This is a genomic window from Streptomyces sp. H27-H1 (assembly GCF_026627445.1).
Lineage (GTDB): Bacteria > Actinomycetota > Actinomycetes > Streptomycetales > Streptomycetaceae > Streptomyces.
On sequence record NZ_JAPNLJ010000001.1, the window covers coordinates 165,063 to 182,821 of the forward strand.

A 17,759-nucleotide genomic window follows, 5' to 3' on the forward strand; every position below is an offset into this window, starting at 1 on the left:
GGTACCCCCCTCACAGATCCCGGAGTGAGCAACAGAGTAGGGGGATGATCTGACAATCCCTCCGTGAATTCCGGGCCCGCGGGACTTCTCCGGGTTATTGGAACCGCAGGAATTGCGGCGGCACGGAGTCCACCAGCCACACCCCGTTGGCGCTGATCCGAAAGACGTGTCCGGCGGCCCGCATCGCCCCCGCGTCCACGGCGAGGACGATCGGCCGGCCGCGCCGTGCGCCGACGCGGGTCGCGGTCTCGCGGTCCGGGGACAGGTGGACGTGGTGGCGGGCCATCGGGCGCAGCCCTTCGGCACGGATCGGGTCCAGGGCGGCCGCGACGGTGCCGTGGTAGAGGTACGCGGGCGGTTCGGCCTCCGGCAGGTCCAGGTCCACGGGGACGGTGTGTCCCTGGCTGGCGCGGATCCGGCTGCCGTCGACGGCGAAGCGCTGCTTGTCGTTGGCGGCGACCACGTGGTCGAGCTCGGCCCGGCTGATGGGGAAGTTGTGGGCGGCCGCCGCGTTCAGGAGGTCCTCGATCTCCACCCAGCCTTGTGGGTCGAGCACCAGTCCGATGCGTTCCGGCTGATGGCGGAGGTGTTTCGAGACGTATTTGGACACCTTCACGGTGCGGTTGTCGTTCATTTGCCCAGGGTGACGGCTCGGCCGGTCCGGCGCAGCGAATTTCTGACGCTCTGCCCTACCGGGACGCCCTCTATCGCGTTTCCGGGATACGGAATACATTTTCCGATGAACCGCCAGTCAAGAGGAAGAAAACCATGACAAACAGTGCGTCTCTGGTGCGGCGTGCGACCGCCGAGTTCGTCGGCACCGCCGCCCTCCTCGTGGTCGTCATCGGATCCGGAATCCAGGCCGCCGCGCTCAGCGCGGATACCGGCGTGGCCCTCGTCGCCAACTCCCTTGCCTCGGCCATCGGGCTCGGGCTGATCATCACGCTGTTCGGGCCGCTCTCGGGCGCCCACCTCAACCCGGTGGTCACCCTCACGTCCTGGTGGGGCCGGCGCACCGGTGGCGAAGGACTCGAAGGCCGGGAGGCCCTGGTCTACGCGGTGGTCCAGACGGCCGGCGCCATAACCGGCGCCGTCCTCGCGGAGACGATGTTCGGCCGTGTCCCCGGCACCTTCTCCACCCAGGTCCGTGACGGCGGACACCTGCTCGTCGGGGAGGTCGTGGCCACCGCCGGACTGATCCTGGTGATCCAGGGGCTCGGCCGTATCGGCCGCTCGAAGCTGATCCCGGGCGCGGTCGCCGCGTACATCGCCGCCGCGATCTGGTTCACCTCCTCCGGGTCCTTCGCGAACCCGGCCGGCACCATCGGGCGCAGCTTCAGCGACTCCTTCACCGGCATCGCCCCGCAGTCGCTGCCGGGGTTCGTCGCCGCCCAGCTCGTCGGCGGGATCCTCGGCCTGGTCCTCGCGGCCGTGCTCTACGGGAGCACCCGCGGGGCAGCCGTCGACACTGTCGATGCCGTCGGCCCGGTGGCCGTCGAAACCGTCGGGCCGGTGGCCGAAACCAGCACGGCCCAAACGGCGTACCAGACCGTCGGATGACCCCACGGGGACGGTTCCCCACAGGCCGGTCGGAGTTGTCCACAGCCCTTTGTGCCGGTTTCGGCGGCAAAAGCGTGATCCGGCCTGTGGACTACTGAGCGAGCACTACCGGCCGCCCCGACTGGCCAGATCGTTCATCGTCCGGGCCTGCAACTCCCGCTCCGTGGCAGCCCGCACGAACTCCGCCACATGGTCGGCCCCCACCAGCTCCTGCACCGCTCGCACGGTCTCCGCGGGCAGTGCCACCAGGGCGGGCCCGGCCGGCTGCGGGGTCCCGACGGCCCCGAGGTGCCGCTGCAGGTGCCGGGTCGCGAAGAGGCGCATCGCCCGCGCCAGTTCCGCGTCCACCGTCTGCTGCGCCAGTGGCCGCAGCCTTCGTACCATCGTGGCCGCCTCGGCCGCGTCGGAGTCCGTCGGGGGGACGGCCCCCAGGTACCGGGCGAAGACGTGCTCCGTGGTGAACTCCAGGAAGCGCGAGGCGATGAGCTCCACCTGACCGCGCAGCTCCCGCAGATGACCGGTGATCGCGGGCAGCGGGACCCCGGCGGCATACAGCTCGGCCGCCACGGCCAGCTCCTGCGGCGACGGTACGAGGAACTGGTCCGGGCGCCCCGGTATCCGCTCCAGCACGCCCAGTTCGCACGCCTCGCCGACCGCGTCGTCGTCGGGTGTGCCTCCGAACCGGTCGTTCAGCTCGTCCCGGCTTATCCGGGCCGCTTCCTCGTCCGTCCACGGCCCGTGCACCTCTGCCACCAGCCCGAGGACTCCGCCGAGCCCGCGGCCCGCGTCCCAGGCCTCCAGCAGTTCCTTGATGGAGGCCAGGGTGTACCCGCGGTCCAGCAGGTCGGCGATCTGGCGCAGCCGCGCCAGATGCGTGTCCCGGTAGACATTGGAACGGCCCCGCCGCTCCGGCTTCGGCAGCAGACCGCGGTCCTGGTACGCCCGGATCGTGCGGACGGTCGCACCGCTGTGGTGCGCCAGATCCTCGATCCGGTACTCGGCTACTGCCTGATCGGACAATCCCGGCTCCCTACGACATGGCGGCTCGGCCGACCGCGCCCACGGCTGACCGGGCGGCAGGTGAAGCCGCGAGGTACTCGACCGCCCTGCGCAGCGAGCCCTCCTGCGAGGGATGGTACGACCGCCGCAGGTAGCGTGGTATGGCCATGCCGAGCTCTCTCCAAGTGGGCAGCAGCCCCTTGGCCACGGCGCGGTTGTGCTCGCGCAGCGAGTAGCGCGTCCGTCCGCGCAGTTCCGGGTCGCTGCGCAGGAGGTAGGAGGCCCCCAGGATCCACAGCCAGCCCAGGACCGGCGCGACCACCGCCATCCCCTCGATGCGGCGCACGTAGCGGGGCAGGCCCGCGCCGCCGCAGTGCTGGTACATGTCGAAGGCGACGGAGCGGTGCTCCACCTCCTCCGCGCCGTGCCAGCGCAGCAGATCGAGCATGCTCTCGTCCGCTCCGGCCGCGTCCAGTCCCTCGGCGCTCAGCACCCAGTCCCCGAGGACCGCCGTGAACTGCTCGATCGCGGCGACCAGCGAGAGCCGGAAGCGCAGCCACTCCTGGGCCGTGATCGGGGCACCGAACGGCGGGGTCTCCCCCAGCAGCTTCTCGAAGAGGAAGTCCACGTGCTTCGTGTAGGCCTCGGTGGGCAGCCGCTGTTCGGCCAGGTGGTCCAGGACGTAGGAGTGCTGCACGCTGTGTGTGGCCTCCTGCCCCATGAACCCCTTCACGTCGCTGCGCAGCTTAGGGTCCGTGACCAGGGGCAGGCCCTCTTTGAAGACCTTCACGAACCACCGCTCACCGGCCGGCAGCAGCAGGTGCAGCACATTGATGACGTGGGTGGCCGTGGGCTCGTCCGGTATCCAGTGCAGCGGGGTGGTCTTCCAGTCGAAGGCCACCCTCCGCGGTGCGATCACATGCGCCGCCCCGCTCACAACTTGGGTTCCAGTTTCGCGAATCGCCGCAGCGTCCCCGGCGCGAACCGGGACATCCACAGGGCGCCCTTGGACTCGGGGGTCACCGGCACCACGGCCTGGTTCTTCACGACCGCGAGCAGGATCGCGTCCGCGACCTTCTCCGGCGGGAAGTTGCGCAGACCGTAGAGCCGGGAGGACTTCTGCTGGCGCCGCTTCTCCTCGGCCTCGTCCACTCCGGCGAAGCGGGAGGTGGCGGTGATGTTGGTGTTGACGATGCCGGGGCAGATCGCCGAGACCCCGATCGACTTCGATGCCAGCTCGGCCCGGAGGCACTCGCTGAGCATCAGCACCGCCGCCTTGGAGGTGCTGTAGGCCGGCAGGGTCCTGGACGGCAGGTAGGCAGCCGCGGAGGCGGTGTTGACGATGTGTCCGCCCTGTCCACGCTCGGCCATCTGCTTGCCGAAGAGCCGGCAGCCGTGGATGACGCCCCACAGGTTGACGTCGAGGACCTTCTTCCAGTCCTCGGCGCTCGTCTCCAGGAAGGGACCCGACAGACCTATCCCGGCGTTGTTGACCAGGACGTCCACGATCCCGTACTCGGCGGCGACCTTCGCGGCGAGCTTCTCCATGGCCTGCTCGTCGCTGACGTCTACGCACTCGCCCCAGGCCTGCGGCGACCCGACCAGGCGCGCCATGTCGGCAGTCCGGGCCGCGCCTTCGCCGTCCCGGTCCACGCACACCACGCGGGCGCCGGCCTCGGCGAACGCGAAGGCGGTGGCCCGGCCGATGCCGCTGGCGGCTCCGGTCACCAGGACCAGCTGGCCGCCGAAGCGGTCCGCGTACCTGCCCGGAGCCTTCTGCTCCGGCACCCTCGTGGCGGGCTCCTCCCGGGAGGTGACGAACTCGGTGATCCATGCGGCCAGCTGGTCGGGCCGGGTCCGCGGCACCCAGTGCTTGGCCGGCAGGGTGCGCCGCACCAGGTCCGGGGCCCACAGCTCCAGCTCGTCGTAGAGCCGCTCGGAGAGGAAGGAGTCCCCGGTGGGGGTGATGAGCTGGACGGGTACGTGGGCGTACGCGTCGGCGCGCGGCCGGCGCAGCCGCGCCCGGACGTTGTCCCGGTAGAGCCAGGCGCCGTGCGCGGCGTCGGAAGGCAGCGAGGCCGTCGGGTAGTCCCCGGCCGGGACCTTCTCCATCCGCTGGAGGATCTTCGGCCACTGCTTGCCGAGCGGCCCGCGCCAGGCGAGCTCCGGCAGTACAGGGGTGTGCAGCATGTAGACGTACCAGGACTTCGCGCCCTGGCTCAGCAGTTGGGCGGCCCGGCGCGGGGTGGGCCGGGCCATGCGCTTCTTGATCCAGTGCCCGAAGTGGTCGAGGGAAGGCCCCGACATCGAGGTGAAGGAGGCGATCCGGCCCTCGGTACGGGCGACCGTCGCGAACTCCCAGCCCTGCACGGAGCCCCAGTCGTGGCCGACCAGGTGGACCGGGCGGTCGGGGCTGACCGCGTCCACGACCGCGAGGAAGTCGTCGGTCAGCTTCTCCAGGGTGAAGCCGCCGCGCAGCGGCTGCGGGGCGGTGGAGCGCCCGTGGCCCCGTACGTCGTAGAGCACGACGTGGAAGTGGGAGGCCAGCCGCTCGGCGACCTGCGACCAGACCTCCTTGCTGTCCGGGTACCCGTGCACCAGGACCACGGTCGGCCGGTCGGTGTCGCCGAGTTCGACGACGCACAGCTCGACTCCGCCGGTGCTCACCCAGCGCTCGCGCGCGCCCGCCTGGCCCGCGTCCGTCATTGCGCTCATGCCGCCTTCTCCTCAGCCCAGCGCCGCACGTGCGGCAGATCGTCGTCCAGCCAGTACGCGCTCTCCTCGGGGTCCCGGGAGTCGGTCACGACCAGGATCTCCTCGAACTTCGCGCCGGTGCCCCGGAAGCCCAGGTGCGGCTCCACCGCCCACAGACCGGGCTGCGGCGCGTGGTCGGAGAAGTGGTAGGGGCTCCACAGCGGGGACCAGCCCTCGCGGTGGCCGCGCAGGGCGTCGGAGGCCAGCCCCTTCAGGGCTTGGGTGCCGAACCCGAACGCCGTCGGTGACCAGCTCCGCTCCTTGACCCGGTCTATTTTGTGCGCGATGACGCCGAAGGGGTAGGCCCGGTGCCGGTTCGTGTACCCCTGCCGGATCATCAGCCGCTCCACCTCCTCGTAGATGTCGCGCAGGGAGCGGCGCTCGCGCACCTGGTCGAGGATCAGCGCGCGGTGGTCCTTCAGATCGGACATGAGCCGGTCCTGCACCGGGTTGAGGCCGAGGCTGCCCGAATATCCGATGTCCGCGGTGTAGCCCTTGTAGACCGGGGCCATGTCGAGGATGAACGGCATCCCCGGCTCCAGGGCCCGGTTCGTCGGGAAGAACTGCAGGGGGATCTTGAAGTTGGTGAAGGCGGTCCGGTCTCCGAACCAGGCGAACGGCATGTGGAACCAGTCCCTCACCCCCCGCTCGCGCAGCCACTCGCGCTGCATGCGCGCGGCCTCGCGCTCGGTCACTCCGGGGCGCAGCTGCGCCGCGACGGCCTCCGCGCACTCGTAGGAGAGGCGCTGCACTTCCCTGAACCCGCGCAGCTCGGCGGAGAGTTCCGTGGTGCGTCGCTTCGTGCGTTGCTTGGTGTCCCCAGCCATGCCAGCCGTCCGTCCGTGTAGCCGTACGCGCCCGTAACTTGACACTGATGAATGTGACAATGACCGGAGGTCACGTCAAGGCCCGTGCGTGGACCTGTGGACAAAGTTGTCCGGTACGCATCAGCCGTGAGTCAGCCTCATGTCAGGGTCCGTAGTCCTGAAGGCGGAGAAGAGATCCAGCTCCAGGTCTGACGATCCGGCCCCGGAGCGCCGCTAACGTCTTCCACGTGACTGTCATCGCGACCGAAAGCCTGAGCAAGCGGTACCCCCGAGTGACCGCCCTCGACCGGCTCTCCCTGGACATCGGGCCCGGCGTTACCGGGCTCGTGGGCGCCAACGGAGCCGGCAAGTCCACGCTGATCAAGATTCTGCTGGGACTCTCCCCCGCCACCGAGGGCACCGCCGCCGTGCTCGGACTCGACGTAGCCACCCATGGCAGCGCGATCCGCGAGCGCGTCGGCTACATGCCCGAACACGACTGCCTGCCCCCCGACGTCTCGGCCACCGAGTTCGTCGTGCACATGGCGCGCATGTCCGGGCTCCCGCCAACCGCCGCACGTGAGCGCACCGCGGACACGCTGCGCCACGTGGGGCTGTACGAGGAGCGCTACCGCCCCATCGGCGGCTACTCCACCGGCATGAAGCAGCGCGTCAAGCTCGCCCAGGCGCTTGTCCACGACCCGCAGCTGGTCCTCCTCGACGAGCCCACCAACGGCCTCGACCCGGTCGGCCGCGACGAGATGCTGGGCCTGATCCGCCGCGTCTACACCGACTTCGGCATCTCGGTCCTGGTCACCTCCCACCTGCTCGGTGAGCTGGAGCGGACCTGCGACCACGTCGTGGTCGTCGACGGCGGCAAGCTGCTGCGCTCGAGCTCCACCAGCGACTTCACCCAGACCACCACGACCCTCGCGGTCGAGGTCACCGACTCCGACGCCCACCCGGACGGCACCACCGCCCTGCGCAAGGCGCTCACGGAGGCGGGAGTGAAGCTGCACGCAGGCGAGGAGGAGGGTCTGCCCGGAGCCGGCCACATCCTCCTCGTCGAGGCCACCGGCGACGCCACCTATGACACCGTCCGCGACACGGTGGCCGATCTCGGCATCGGCCTGGTCCGCATGGAACAGCGCCGCCACCACATCGCGGAGGTCTTCCGCGACAGCGACGCGGCCGCCGCCCAGTCCGCCGCCCAGTTCGCCCAGGCCGCTGCCTGGGCGGCCACCCAGCAGAAGGGAGCCGGTTCCGATGGCGCCTGACACCTCGACCCAGATCCACAACATCGGCTACCGGTCCTACGACGGCCCCCGGCTCGGCCGCGCCTACGCCCGCACGTCGCTGTTCTCGCAGTCCCTGCGCGGGGCCTACGGACTGGGCCGCTCGGCCAAGTCCAAGGTGCTGCCGATGCTGCTCTTCGCGGTGATGTGCGTTCCCGCGCTGATCCTCGTCGCGGTGGCCATCGCCGTACCCGGCTCCACCGACCTGCCGATCAAGTACACGACGTACGCCCTGACCACCCAGGTGATCATCGGCCTCTACCTCGCGTCGCAGGCGCCCCAGTCGGTCTCCCGCGACCTGCGCTTCAAGACGGTGCCGCTGTACTTCTCGCGGCCGATCGAGCGCGTCGACTACGTGCTCGCCAAGTTCGCTGCCATGGCCTCGGCGCTGTTCATCCTCACCGTGACCCCGCTGGTGATCATGTACGTCGGCTCGCTGCTCGCGAAGTTCGACTTCGGTGACCAGACCAAGGGATTCGGACAGGCACTGGTGTCGGTACTCCTGCTGTCGCTCCTCTTCTCCGGCCTCGGCCTGGTCATGGCCGCGCTCACCCCGCGCCGCGGTTTCGGCGTCGCCGCCATCATCGCCGTGCTCCTGATCCCCTACGGCGCGGTGACCGCGGTCCAGGGCATCGCCTTCAGCACCGGCTCGACCGGAGTCGTCGAGTGGCTGGGGCTGTTCTCCCCGATCACCCTCATCGACGGGTTCCAGGCCGCGTTCCTCGGTGCGACCTCCGCCTTCCCCGGCCAGGAGGCCCCCTCGGCCGCCGCCGGCTGCGTCTACCTGCTCGTCATCCTCGGCCTCATCGCCGGCTCCTACGCCGCCCTGATGGCCCGCTACCGGAAGGCCGGGCTGTGACCATCATCGACATCGACCACACCTCCCGCTGGTTCGGGAACGTCGTCGCCGTCAACGACGTGACCATGCGCATCGGTCCCGGAGTCACCGGTCTGCTCGGCCCCAACGGCGCCGGCAAGTCCACCCTCATCAACATGATGGGCGGCTTCCTCGCCCCCTCGACCGGCACCGTCACCCTCGACGGCACCCCGATCTGGCGCAACGAGCAGGTCTACAAGCAGATCGGCGTGGTGCCCGAGCGCGAGGCCATGTACGACTTCCTCACCGGCAAGGAGTTCGTCGTCGCCAACGCCGAACTGCACGGCCTCGACGACGCGGCCGCCCAGCGGGCCCTGGCCACGGTCGAGATGGAGTACGCCCAGGACCGCAAGATCTCCACGTACTCCAAGGGCATGCGCCAGCGCGTGAAGATGGCCTCCGCCCTGGTCCACGACCCGTCGGTGCTCCTGCTCGACGAGCCCTTCAACGGCATGGACCCGCGCCAGCGCATGCAGCTCATGGACCTGCTGCGACGCATGGGCGACGACGGCCGCACCGTGCTCTTCTCCTCGCACATCCTGGAGGAGGTCGAACAACTCGCCTCCCACATCGAGGTGGTCGTCGCCGGCCGGCACGCCGCATCGGGCGACTTCCGCAAGATCCGCCGCCTGATGACGGACCGCCCGCACCGCTATCTCGTCCGCTCCTCCGACGACCGGGCCCTCGCCGCGGCCCTGATCGCCGACCCGTCCACCGCCGGGATCGAGGTGGACCTCAAGGAAGGCGCCCTGCGCATCCAGGCCGTCGACTTCGGGCGCTTCACCGAGCTGCTGCCGCGGGTCGCCCGCGAGCACGGCATCCGGCTGCTGACGGTCTCGCCCTCCGACGAGTCCCTAGAGTCGGTCTTCTCCTACCTCGTCGCGGCCTGAAGGAGCTGGCACTGATGTACAACCCCACCGTTGCCCGGCTCACCTACCGGGCCCTGCTCGGCCGCCGCCGCGCGCTGATCCTCTGCGCGCTGCCCGTCCTGCTGATCGCCATCTCCATCGCCGTCCGTGCCTTCACCGGCCTCGACGACAAGGTCGCCGCCGATCTCCTCGGAGGCTTCGCCCTGGCCACGATGGTCCCGCTGATCGGCGTCATCGCCGGCACCGGAGCCATCGGGCCGGAGATCGACGACGGCTCGATCGTCTACCTGCTCTCCAAGCCGGTGAAGCGCCCGACGATCATCATGACGAAGCTGACCGTCGCGATCGCCGTCACCATGGTCTTCTCCGCGATCCCCACCCTGATCGCCGGCTTCATCCTCAACGGCAACGGCCAGCAGATCGCCGTCGCCTACACCGTCGCGGCCCTCGTCGCCTCGGTCGCCTACAGCGCCCTGTTCCTGCTGCTGGGCACCGTCAGCCGGCACGCGGTCGTCTTCGGCCTGGTCTACGCCTTGATCTGGGAGTCGCTCTTCGGCAGCCTCGTCGACGGCGCCAAGACCCTCAGCGTCCAGCAGTGGTCGCTGGCCCTCGCCCAGAAGGTCGCGGGCGAGGGGTACGTGGACGCCACCGTCGGGCTGCCCACCGCGGCGATCCTGCTCGTCACGGTCACCGTCGGCGCCACCTTCTACGCCGGACAGAAGCTGCGCCGTCTGACCCTGGCGGGCGAGGAGTAAACCTCCCGCACCGGCGTCCACCGGATGTTTCACGTGAAACTGTGCCCCGCCCGGCCCACCGGCCGGGCGGGGCACAGTTTTGCGCGAGATGCTCGGTGCATGATCGAGTACTCCGAGCCCGAGCCGTCCAGGCCAGTGCGGTCCTGGATACGCTCCGCGCCCGGCACCCACATCTGGCTGCTGATCATCATCGTCACCAGCCTCGTGGTCGTGATCGTGCCCGACCATCTCGAACACGTGCTGCTCCACCGCAACAGCAGCAACATCCACGAGCTCGCCCAGCACCCCATAAGGGCACTGCTCAGCAGCGCGTTCTGGATCGCGGATCCGGCCTCGCTCCCGCTCTACCTCGTCCTCTTCGAGATCTTCCAGGCCAACGTCGAACGCTGGCTCGGCACCCTGCGCTGGCTCTTCATCATCGCGACCGGACACATCACGGCGACCCTGATAAGCCAGAAACTGGTCCTGATGGCGATCGAGGACCACCGCGCCCCGCGCAGCATGGTCCACGTCGTCGACATCGGTGTCAGCTACGGACTCGCGACCGCCGTCGGGGTGCTGACGTACCGCCTGCCCGGCCCCTGGCGCTGGTTCTACCTGGCCGGATCGGTGGCGTTCTTCGGACTCCCGCTCGCCACCGGCGGCACCTTCACGGACCTCGGCCACGCCATCGCACTCGCCGTCGGCCTCCTTGCCTGGCCCCTGACCCGGCACCCGCATCCCAAGCACCCGCAGCGCACGGCCCCGTAGACCGCGCCGCACCGATGTTTCACGTGAAACATGATCAGGAGCGCTCGGATCTCACGTCTCAGCCACGGAAATTGACTGGTACGAGGCGTGCGGCAGGGGCAGAGTGAGCCGTGCGGGGAGCAACAAAAAGGGTCCGGAACAGCCACTTCGAGCGCGCCTCGCGGCGCGGGCCGTTCCGGACCCTTCCCTACGTCGTGCGCGTCGTTAAGTGGCGCCCAGCAGACGCTCCAGGACCACGGCGATGCCGTCCTCCTCGTTGGAGGTGGTGACCTCGTCGGCCACCGCCTTGAGCTCCACGTGGGCGTTGGCCATCGCGACCCCGTGCGCGGCCCAGCCGAACATCGGGATGTCGTTGGGCATGTCGCCGAAGGCGATCGTGTCGGCCGCCTTCACCCCCAGCCGGCGCGCGGCCAGCGAGAGGCCGGTGGCCTTGCTCAGGCCCAGCGGCAGGATCTCCACGACACCCGGACCGGCCATGACGATGCCGACCAGACTGCCCACGGTCTCCCGGGCCACCTGGACGAGAGCGTCCTCGTCCAGCTCGGGGTGCTGGATGTACAGCTTGTTCAGCGGAGCCGACCACACCTGCGAGGTGTCCTCCAGGTAGAGCGCCGGAAGGTCCCCCTGGACCTTGTACCCGGGGCCGAAGAGCACCTCGCCCTCGACTCCGTCCCGGCTGGCCGCGATCGCCAGCGGGCCCACTTCGGCCTCGAGCTTCTCCAGCGCCAGCGCGGCCAGCTTCCGGTCGAGCGTCACCGAGGTCAGCAGCCGGTGCGCGCCCGCGTCGTAGACCTGCGCGCCCTGTCCGCAGACCGCGATGCCCTTGTAGCCGAGGTCGTCCAGGATGTGCCGGGTCCACGGCACGGCGCGGCCGGTGACGATGATGTGCGCTGCGCCCGCCGCGGTGGCGGCGAGGAGCGCCTCACGCGTGCGTTCCGAGACGGTGTCGTCGCCGCGCAGCAGCGTCCCGTCGAGATCGGTCGCGACGAGCTTGTACGGGAACGGGGCCGTGCTCACTTGGCGATCGGCTCCAGGATTTCCCGGCCGCCCAGGTAGGGGCGGAGCATCGGGGGAACTCGGACCGTACCGTCGGCCTGCTGGTGGTTCTCCAGGATCGCGACGATCGTGCGCGGGACCGCGCACAGCGTTCCGTTCAGCGTGGCCAGCGGCGCGGTCTTCTTGCCGTCGCGGTAGCGGATCGACAGGCGGCGGGCCTGGAAGCCGTCACAGTTCGAGGCGGAGGTCAGCTCGCGGTACTTGCCCTGGGTGGGGATCCACGCCTCGCAGTCGAACTTGCGGGAAGCGGAGGAACCCAGGTCGCCGGTGGCGACGTCGATCACCTGGAACGGCAGCTCGAGGGCGGTCAGCCACTGCTTCTCCCAGTCCAGGAGCCGCTGGTGCTCGGCCTCGGCGTCCTCCGGCGCGACGTAGGAGAACATCTCGACCTTGTCGAACTGGTGGACGCGGAAGATGCCGCGGGTGTCCTTGCCGTACGTGCCGGCCTCGCGGCGGAAGCACGGGGAGAAGCCGGCGTAGCGCAGCGGCAGCTTGTCCGCGTCGATGATCTCGTCCATGTGGTACGCGGCGAGCGCGACCTCGGAGGTGCCGACCAGGTAGTAGTCGTCCTTCTCCAGGTGGTACACGTTCTCCGCGGCCTGGCCGAGGAAGCCGGTGCCCTCCATGGCGCGCGGGCGGACCAGCGCGGGGGTGAGCATCGGGATGAAGCCGGCCTCGGTGGCCTGTGCGATGGCCGCGTTGACGAGGGCGAGCTCCAGCAGGGCGCCGATACCGGTGAGGTAGTAGAAGCGCGAGCCGGAGACCTTGGCGCCGCGCTCGACGTCGATGGCGCCCAGGGACTCGCCGAGCTCCAGGTGGTCCTTGGGCTTGAAGCCCTCGGCGCCGAAGTCGCGGATGGTGCCGTGCGTCTCCAGGACGACGAAGTCTTCCTCGCCGCCGACGGGCACGTCCGTGTGGACGATGTTGCCGAGGCGCAGGAGCAGCTGCTTGGCGGCTTCGTCCGCCTCGTTCTGCTCGGCTTCTGCCGCCTTGACGTCCTGCTTGAGCTGATCGGCCTTCTTCAGCAGCTCTGCCCGTTCCTCCGGAGAGGCCTTGGGGATGAGCTTGCCGAGCGACTTCTGCTCGCTGCGGAGTTCGTCGAATCGCATGCCGGAAGACCTGCGGCGCTCGTCGGCGGAGAGCAGCGCGTCGACGAGGGCGACGTCCTCTCCACGGGCGCGCTGCGAGGCGCGGACACGGTCAGGGTCTTCACGGAGCAGCCGGAGGTCAATCACCCCACCAGGCTACCGGGCCGTGCTTCCCGGGAGAGCACCGATATCACGCTGCGTGTCGCTTTGTCTCAATTGCCGCGAATGGAAAACTTCCGGCCGGGGACTGGAACCGATCCTTCCGCCGGGGCCGATAAAACAGGCCCCATTCGTCGAAAAGGGGCAGGGTGGCAGCGATCGGGCGGCCTCTGAGCAGGACGGGAGGGCCTTCCTTGTCCACAGGAATTCCCCGGAGAACCGGCTTATCCACAGGCTGTGCGCCAGATCTGTGGACACAGGAATAGATCCATCTCGACTGTGGAGCGAGCGAGCTCAATCAGGGTTCAAACCACCCTCACACACTCATTCGGGTGGGAATGACTCGCCCCAAAGAGTTGATCGGTGATACACGGGTGACGCCGTTCACCTCCCGCTCGTCAGCGCGAAAGCTGCGCCCCCCGACCGATTTGTCGACCTTGTCGTGCCACTCTGTCGACTTATCCCCAGGCCCGCATCCGCCCCTGTGGATAACTCTGTGGACAGTGGACAGAGCGTTAGGGGCGCCCGTCGAGGCAGCGCGACAGCCAGTCCGAGGCCGCGGTGAACTCGCCGTCCGAGGTGCCGGCCCGGGCGGCCTGAACGTCACCCTGAGCGACACCGGCGCGCGGGTAGGAGCCGAGGAACCGGATCTGGGGGCAGGTGCGCTTGAGGCCCATCAGCGCCTCGCCGACCCGGCGGTCGGAGATGTGCCCCTCCGCGTCGACGGCGAAGCAGTAGTTGCCGATGCCCGCACCCGTCGGCCGGGACTGGATCAGCATCAGGTTCACCCCGCGGACGGCGAACTCCTGGAGCAGCTCCAGGAGCGCACCGGGGTGGTCGTCGTCCATCCACAGCACGACGGAGGTCTTGTCCGCGCCGGTCGGCGCGGCCGGCCGGGCAGGACGCCCGACGAGCACGAAGCGGGTCTCCGCGTTCTGCGCGTCGTGGATCTCGGTCACGAGCGGGACCAGCCCGTAGGTGGCGGCCGCGAACTCGCCCGCGAAGGCGGCGTCGAAACGGCCCTCCTGGACCAGCCGGGCACCGTCGGCATTGGACGCCGCCGACTCCCACAGGGCGTCTGGAAGGTTCGACCGCAGCCAGTTGCGCACCTGCGGCTGGGCGACCGGGTGCCCCGTGACGGTTTTGACGTCCGACAGCTTGGTCCCGGGCCGCACCAGCAGCGCGAACGCGATGGGGAGGAGCACCTCGCGGTAGATCATCAGCGGTACGCCGGCGGCCAGCTCGTCCAGGGTCGAGGTGACCCCGCCCTCCACCGAGTTCTCGATCGGGACCAAGGCCGCCGCGGCCTCGCCGTTGCGCACGGCGTCCAGGGCGGCCGGCACCGAAACCATCGGGACGAGCTCCCGGGTCGCGGCTTCGGGGAGGGTTCGAAGGGCGGCTTCGGTGAACGTGCCCTCGGGACCGAGATAGGTGAAGCGGGTGGCCGACATGCGATCAGCCTAATGCCGGGGCCCGGACGCCACCCGGGCTGTTCACCCTTCGAGCAGCCGCTGGCCCACGTACTCCCCCGCGCTCGCACCGGGCGGCACCGCGTACAGGCCGCTCGACTCGTGCCGGATGAATTGCGACAGGGCGTCGCCGCGGTCGAGCTTGCGCTGGACGGGGACGAAGCCGCGCGTCGGATCGGCCTGCCAGCAGATGAAGAGCAGTCCCGCGTCGGGTGTTCCGTCCGCGGCGATCCCGTCGTGGAAGGAGAAGGGGCGCCGGAGCATGGCCGCCCCGCCGTTCTGTGCGGGCGCGGAGATCCGGGCGTGCGCGTTGGAGGCGATGACCGGCTTTCCGTCGGAGCCGATCTTGTCGAGGGCCATGGCGGTGGTCTCGCCGCCTCCGGTCAGCGGGGCACCGGTGGCCTTCGTACGGCCGATGACCTGCTCCTGCTGGGCGAGCGACTGCTGGTCCCAGTCGTCGAGGAGCATGCGGATACGGCGTACGACGGCGTACGAGCCCCCGACCATCCAGGCGTGCTCCGGGGGCACCGTCCCCTGGACGAAGATCCGCTTGTCGAAGTCGGCCTCGGTGGGCTTCGGATTGTTGGTGCCGTCGACCTGGCCCATGAGGTTACGGGCCGTCATGGGTGCCGCGGTGGCACCCGGAGAGCGGTTGAAGCCGTTCATCTGCCAGCGCGGCCGGGCCGCCTCTCCGGCGTCCTTCTGCAGTGCGCGCAGCGCGTGGAAGGCGACCAGCGCGTCGTCGGACCCGATCTGCACCCACAGGTCGCCGTTGCTGCGCTGGGCATCGAGCCGGTCTGAGGAGAAGCCCGGCAGCGGGTCGAGGGCGGCGGGGCGGCGGCCGGTGAGGCCGGTGCGTTCGAAGAAGGAGTAGCCGAAACCGAAGGTGACGCTGAGGGACGAGGGGCCGGAGCCGAGGGCGATGCCGGTGTCGGCGACCGGCGCCGTCCCGCCCGCCATGAGCCGGCGCGCGGTATCGGACCACCGCCGCATCAGGGCGGCGGCCTCGGTACGCCCGGCGCCGGGCGCCAGGTCGAAGGCGAGTACGTGCCCCTTTGCCTGAAGAGGTGTGGTGATGCCGGACTGGTGATCACCTTGGAAGGCGACCTGTGTGGCGCCGAGGCTGCCGGGAGCGCCGCCGGAGCCCGTCGTCCCGGACCCGGGCCCCTCGGACTGGACCAGGGCCGCGCCGGCGGCGCCGAGTGCGAGCCCGGCGGCGCTCGCGGCGCCCACCGTGCCCAGCAGGCGGCGCCGGGAGATCTCGATGCCGGGGAGCCCTGTGGTGGTCTCGGTGGTGTCGCTGTTCTGGGTCATGCTGGTCAGCCGATCTTCACGTTCTTCTGGACGGTCGTCTGGTCGATGTCGGAGGTGCGGACGGTGACGTCGATCCGCCAGTCGCCGGCCAGCGGAAGCTGGACACCCGACGCGCTCCAGTGCCCCGGAACGGCGCGCTCGGGGAGGACGGGAAGCGGGCCGATCTCCTTGGCCTCCAAGGTGAAGGACACCTTGAGCTCGGGCAGATCGAGCGGCTTGCCGTCGGGGGTCTCGGCCCAAACGTGGAGCGTGTTCGCTCCGACGCGGCCCGGGTCCAGCTGAAGCCTGACCGAACCCTTGCCGTTCTGACCGCCGGTGTCGAAGGGCAGCGTGACCTTGACCGCGCGGTCCGGAACGGCGGTCGCGGTGGAGCCGCGGCCGGCCTCCAGCTCCGCGGCGCGGCCGGGCTCGGTGCTGGTGAGGATGGTGGTGACGGCCAGCAGGACCACGGCGACACCGGCCTCGGCGAGGACGGACCGGCGCAGGCCGGAGCGGCCCGGGTCGGCGTCGCGCGCCTGCTTCTCCCGCGCGGTGCGCCGGGCGGCACTCTGGCGGGCGAGCTGCGCGGCTCGCCGGGGGTTGGAGGCGCCGCTGTCGGGGACGGCGGTGGCAACCGGGGTGACGGTCGATGTTTCACGTGAAACATCGGAGGCGCCCTCAGCCTCAGCCTCGGTCTCGGCCGCTCCCTCACCCTCGGCCGCTCCCTCGCTCCCGGCCAGCCGCGAGGTCCACTTCCGGGAGGTGTAGGCGATGGCTACGACGGTGCCGACGAGGCCGATCTTGATGAGCAGCAGCCGGCCGTAGTCGGTCCCCGTCAGTGCGGACCAGCTGCCGACCTGGCGCCAGGCCTGATAGGTGCCGGTGCAGGCCAGGACGAGGACGCTGGTGAAGGCGACGGTGGAGAAGCGCCGGATGGCTGCCCGCTCGATCCCGGGCACCTTGTGGAGCGCGACGAGCAATGCAGTGAGTCCGCCGAGCCAGGTGGCGACGGCCAGCAGGTGCAGGATGTCGACGGGCATGGCCAGGCCGGGCTGGATACCGGTGGACGCGTGCTCGGACAACGCCCAGGTGGCGGCGATACCTCCTGCGACGACGGTTCCGCCGATACCGAGCCCGAAGACGAGGTCGCTCTCCGCCTTAACGTCCTCTTCGGGGCTGTCGGAAGCCGCGTCCGAGGTGTGGCGCCGGGCATAGGAGCCGAACAGGACGGTGATGAACAGCGCGGCGGCGCCGAGGAGAAGGAGTCGCGAGACGAGCGAGGCCCCGGACTTGGTCTCCAGGACGGCCTTCAGCCCGGTGAGGTCGAAGGCGTCGGCGAAGTTCCCCGACCCCGTGTAGGGGTTGCGGAGCAGCAGCATCACGAGGGTGGCCGCGGTGAGCGCGACCCAGGCCCGTACGACCAGCTTCTGCATGGGCCGTTCGGCGGCGCCCCGGCGCCAGCACAGGAGGATGAAGGCGGCGCCGCCGACGAGCACCGCGAACCCGGCGTAGGCCACGTAGCGTGCGATGCCGTAGGCGATGGCGACGGGCCCGTCGCCCGCCGTGCGCGAGGGCAGTGAGAAGGCGGTCTCGGAGGGGGCCCCGATGGAGAAGGTGAAGGCGCCGGAGACCGGATGGCTGTCGGCGGATATGGCCTGCCAGGCGACGGTGTAGGTGCCGTCCGGCAACCCCGGGCGCAGGGCGGTGCCGTACTGGATGGTGTTCCCGCTGCAGAGGTCGCGCAGCTCACCGGTGTCGATGCGTTTGCCCTGGGGATCCAGGACGCGGATGGAGTCGCCGTTCATGGCGACCCCCTCCGAGAAGGTGAGGGTGACCTGGGCGGGCGCCGTGGCGACCACCGCCCCGTCCGTGGGGTCGCTCGCGGTCAGGGCGGCATGGGCCGAGGCCGGGCCGGCCGCGGCGAAGAACGCCGTCAGCAGGGCCGCGAGGACCAGCGTGAGCCGCGGCAGGAGAGCCGTGGCACGGACGCGGGCCGTGGATGGGGTCGGGGCGGTGGCCGTCATGGCGT

16 protein-coding genes are annotated in these 17,759 nt (G+C 70.1%); 6 read left to right on the forward strand and 10 right to left on the reverse strand.

Annotated features, from left to right (window positions below; all coding sequences use genetic code 11):
* Positions 1–94: 94 nt before the first annotated feature.
* Positions 95–634 carry an RNA 2'-phosphotransferase gene (locus tag OTB20_RS00745; protein WP_267814471.1) on the reverse strand — a complete coding sequence of 180 codons (540 nt, stop codon included), beginning with the start codon at positions 632–634 and terminating at the stop codon, positions 95–97.
* 134 nt (positions 635–768) lie between these two features.
* Here OTB20_RS00745 and OTB20_RS00750 point away from each other — a divergent pair, with 134 nt between their 5' ends.
* On the forward strand, positions 769–1,560 hold the full coding sequence (locus tag OTB20_RS00750; RefSeq protein ID WP_267814472.1) for an aquaporin: 792 nt from the start codon (positions 769–771) through the stop codon (positions 1,558–1,560).
* 105 nt (positions 1,561–1,665) lie between these two features.
* Here the strand turns inward: OTB20_RS00750 and OTB20_RS00755 are convergent, their stop codons facing one another.
* From OTB20_RS00755 to OTB20_RS00770, 4 genes are read right to left on the reverse strand one after another with little or no spacing between them, the layout of a single operon-like run.
* Entirely contained in the window at positions 1,666–2,580 is a 915-nt protein-coding gene (locus OTB20_RS00755) for a MerR family transcriptional regulator (RefSeq protein WP_267814473.1), read from the reverse strand.
* Positions 2,581–2,590: 10 nt separating this feature from the next.
* Positions 2,591–3,478, reverse strand: a complete 888-nt coding sequence (locus OTB20_RS00760) for a metal-dependent hydrolase (protein ID WP_267814474.1) — start codon at positions 3,476–3,478, stop codon at positions 2,591–2,593.
* A 14-nt stretch (positions 3,479–3,492) separates the two neighbouring features.
* The gene (locus OTB20_RS00765; RefSeq protein ID WP_420716297.1) at positions 3,493–5,265 is read right to left on the reverse strand and encodes an SDR family oxidoreductase; all 1,773 of its coding nucleotides are present in this window, start codon (positions 5,263–5,265) and stop codon (positions 3,493–3,495) included.
* A 5-nt stretch (positions 5,266–5,270) separates the two neighbouring features.
* Complete coding sequence (locus tag OTB20_RS00770) at positions 5,271–6,140, reverse strand: M24 family metallopeptidase (protein WP_267754439.1); 870 nt, start codon at positions 6,138–6,140, stop codon at positions 5,271–5,273.
* Between the two features lie 227 nt (positions 6,141–6,367).
* On the opposite strand from OTB20_RS00770, the gene OTB20_RS00775 reads away from it, so the two are divergent.
* The 5 genes from OTB20_RS00775 to OTB20_RS00795 all read left to right on the forward strand — a co-directional run bounded on the left by OTB20_RS00775 (position 6,368) and on the right by OTB20_RS00795 (position 10,665).
* The gene (locus OTB20_RS00775) at positions 6,368–7,396 is read left to right on the forward strand and encodes an ABC transporter ATP-binding protein (RefSeq protein ID WP_267814476.1); all 1,029 of its coding nucleotides are present in this window, start codon (positions 6,368–6,370) and stop codon (positions 7,394–7,396) included.
* On the forward strand, positions 7,386–8,273 hold the full coding sequence (locus OTB20_RS00780; protein ID WP_267814478.1) for an ABC transporter permease subunit: 888 nt from the start codon (positions 7,386–7,388) through the stop codon (positions 8,271–8,273). The genes OTB20_RS00775 and OTB20_RS00780 overlap by 11 nt, the downstream gene beginning before the upstream one ends.
* Positions 8,270–9,181: an ABC transporter ATP-binding protein gene (locus tag OTB20_RS00785; RefSeq protein ID WP_267814479.1), complete on the forward strand. Its 912-nt coding sequence runs from the start codon at positions 8,270–8,272 to the stop codon at positions 9,179–9,181. The genes OTB20_RS00780 and OTB20_RS00785 overlap by 4 nt, the downstream gene beginning before the upstream one ends.
* A gap of 14 nt (positions 9,182–9,195) precedes the next feature.
* Positions 9,196–9,915 carry an ABC transporter permease gene (locus OTB20_RS00790; protein WP_267754432.1) on the forward strand — a complete coding sequence of 240 codons (720 nt, stop codon included), beginning with the start codon at positions 9,196–9,198 and terminating at the stop codon, positions 9,913–9,915.
* A 99-nt stretch (positions 9,916–10,014) separates the two neighbouring features.
* The gene (locus OTB20_RS00795; protein WP_267814480.1) at positions 10,015–10,665 is read left to right on the forward strand and encodes a rhomboid-like protein; all 651 of its coding nucleotides are present in this window, start codon (positions 10,015–10,017) and stop codon (positions 10,663–10,665) included.
* A 204-nt stretch (positions 10,666–10,869) separates the two neighbouring features.
* On the opposite strand, the gene OTB20_RS00800 is transcribed toward OTB20_RS00795, so the two are convergent.
* The 5 genes from OTB20_RS00800 to OTB20_RS00820 all read right to left on the reverse strand — a co-directional run bounded on the left by OTB20_RS00800 (position 10,870) and on the right by OTB20_RS00820 (position 17,754).
* The gene (locus OTB20_RS00800) at positions 10,870–11,682 is read right to left on the reverse strand and encodes an HAD family hydrolase (protein ID WP_267814482.1); all 813 of its coding nucleotides are present in this window, start codon (positions 11,680–11,682) and stop codon (positions 10,870–10,872) included.
* On the reverse strand, positions 11,679–12,956 hold the full coding sequence (gene serS, locus OTB20_RS00805; RefSeq protein ID WP_267814484.1) for a serine--tRNA ligase: 1,278 nt from the start codon (positions 12,954–12,956) through the stop codon (positions 11,679–11,681). The genes OTB20_RS00800 and serS overlap by 4 nt, the downstream gene beginning before the upstream one ends.
* A 527-nt stretch (positions 12,957–13,483) precedes the next feature.
* Entirely contained in the window at positions 13,484–14,419 is a 936-nt protein-coding gene (gene pheA / locus OTB20_RS00810; protein WP_267814486.1) for a prephenate dehydratase, read from the reverse strand.
* 42 nt (positions 14,420–14,461) lie between these two features.
* Positions 14,462–15,751 (reverse strand): iron uptake transporter deferrochelatase/peroxidase subunit, encoded by a 1,290-nt coding sequence (gene efeB, locus OTB20_RS00815; protein WP_267814487.1) that lies wholly within the window; start codon positions 15,749–15,751, stop codon positions 14,462–14,464.
* Positions 15,752–15,756: 5 nt separating this feature from the next.
* Positions 15,757–17,754 carry a copper resistance CopC/CopD family protein gene (locus OTB20_RS00820; protein WP_267814488.1) on the reverse strand — a complete coding sequence of 666 codons (1,998 nt, stop codon included), beginning with the start codon at positions 17,752–17,754 and terminating at the stop codon, positions 15,757–15,759.
* Positions 17,755–17,759 lie beyond the last annotated feature (5 nt).

Excerpts from the sequence above, each read along its gene's own strand:
- OTB20_RS00745 (WP_267814471.1), bottom strand. The coding sequence starts at position 634 with ATGAACGACAACCGCACCGTGAAGGTGTCCAAATACGTCTCGAAACAC.
- OTB20_RS00750 (WP_267814472.1), top strand. The coding sequence starts at position 769 with ATGACAAACAGTGCGTCTCTGGTGCGGCGTGCGACCGCCGAGTTCGTC.
- OTB20_RS00765 (WP_420716297.1), bottom strand. The coding sequence starts at position 5,265 with ATGACGGACGCGGGCCAGGCGGGCGCGCGCGAGCGCTGGGTGAGCACC.
- OTB20_RS00770 (WP_267754439.1), bottom strand. The coding sequence starts at position 6,140 with ATGGCTGGGGACACCAAGCAACGCACGAAGCGACGCACCACGGAACTC.
- OTB20_RS00780 (WP_267814478.1), top strand. The coding sequence starts at position 7,386 with ATGGCGCCTGACACCTCGACCCAGATCCACAACATCGGCTACCGGTCC.
- OTB20_RS00790 (WP_267754432.1), top strand. The coding sequence starts at position 9,196 with ATGTACAACCCCACCGTTGCCCGGCTCACCTACCGGGCCCTGCTCGGC.
- OTB20_RS00795 (WP_267814480.1), top strand. The coding sequence starts at position 10,015 with ATGATCGAGTACTCCGAGCCCGAGCCGTCCAGGCCAGTGCGGTCCTGG.
- pheA (WP_267814486.1), bottom strand. The coding sequence starts at position 14,419 with ATGTCGGCCACCCGCTTCACCTATCTCGGTCCCGAGGGCACGTTCACC.
- efeB (WP_267814487.1), bottom strand. The coding sequence starts at position 15,751 with ATGACCCAGAACAGCGACACCACCGAGACCACCACAGGGCTCCCCGGC.
- OTB20_RS00820 (WP_267814488.1), bottom strand. The coding sequence starts at position 17,754 with ATGACGGCCACCGCCCCGACCCCATCCACGGCCCGCGTCCGTGCCACG.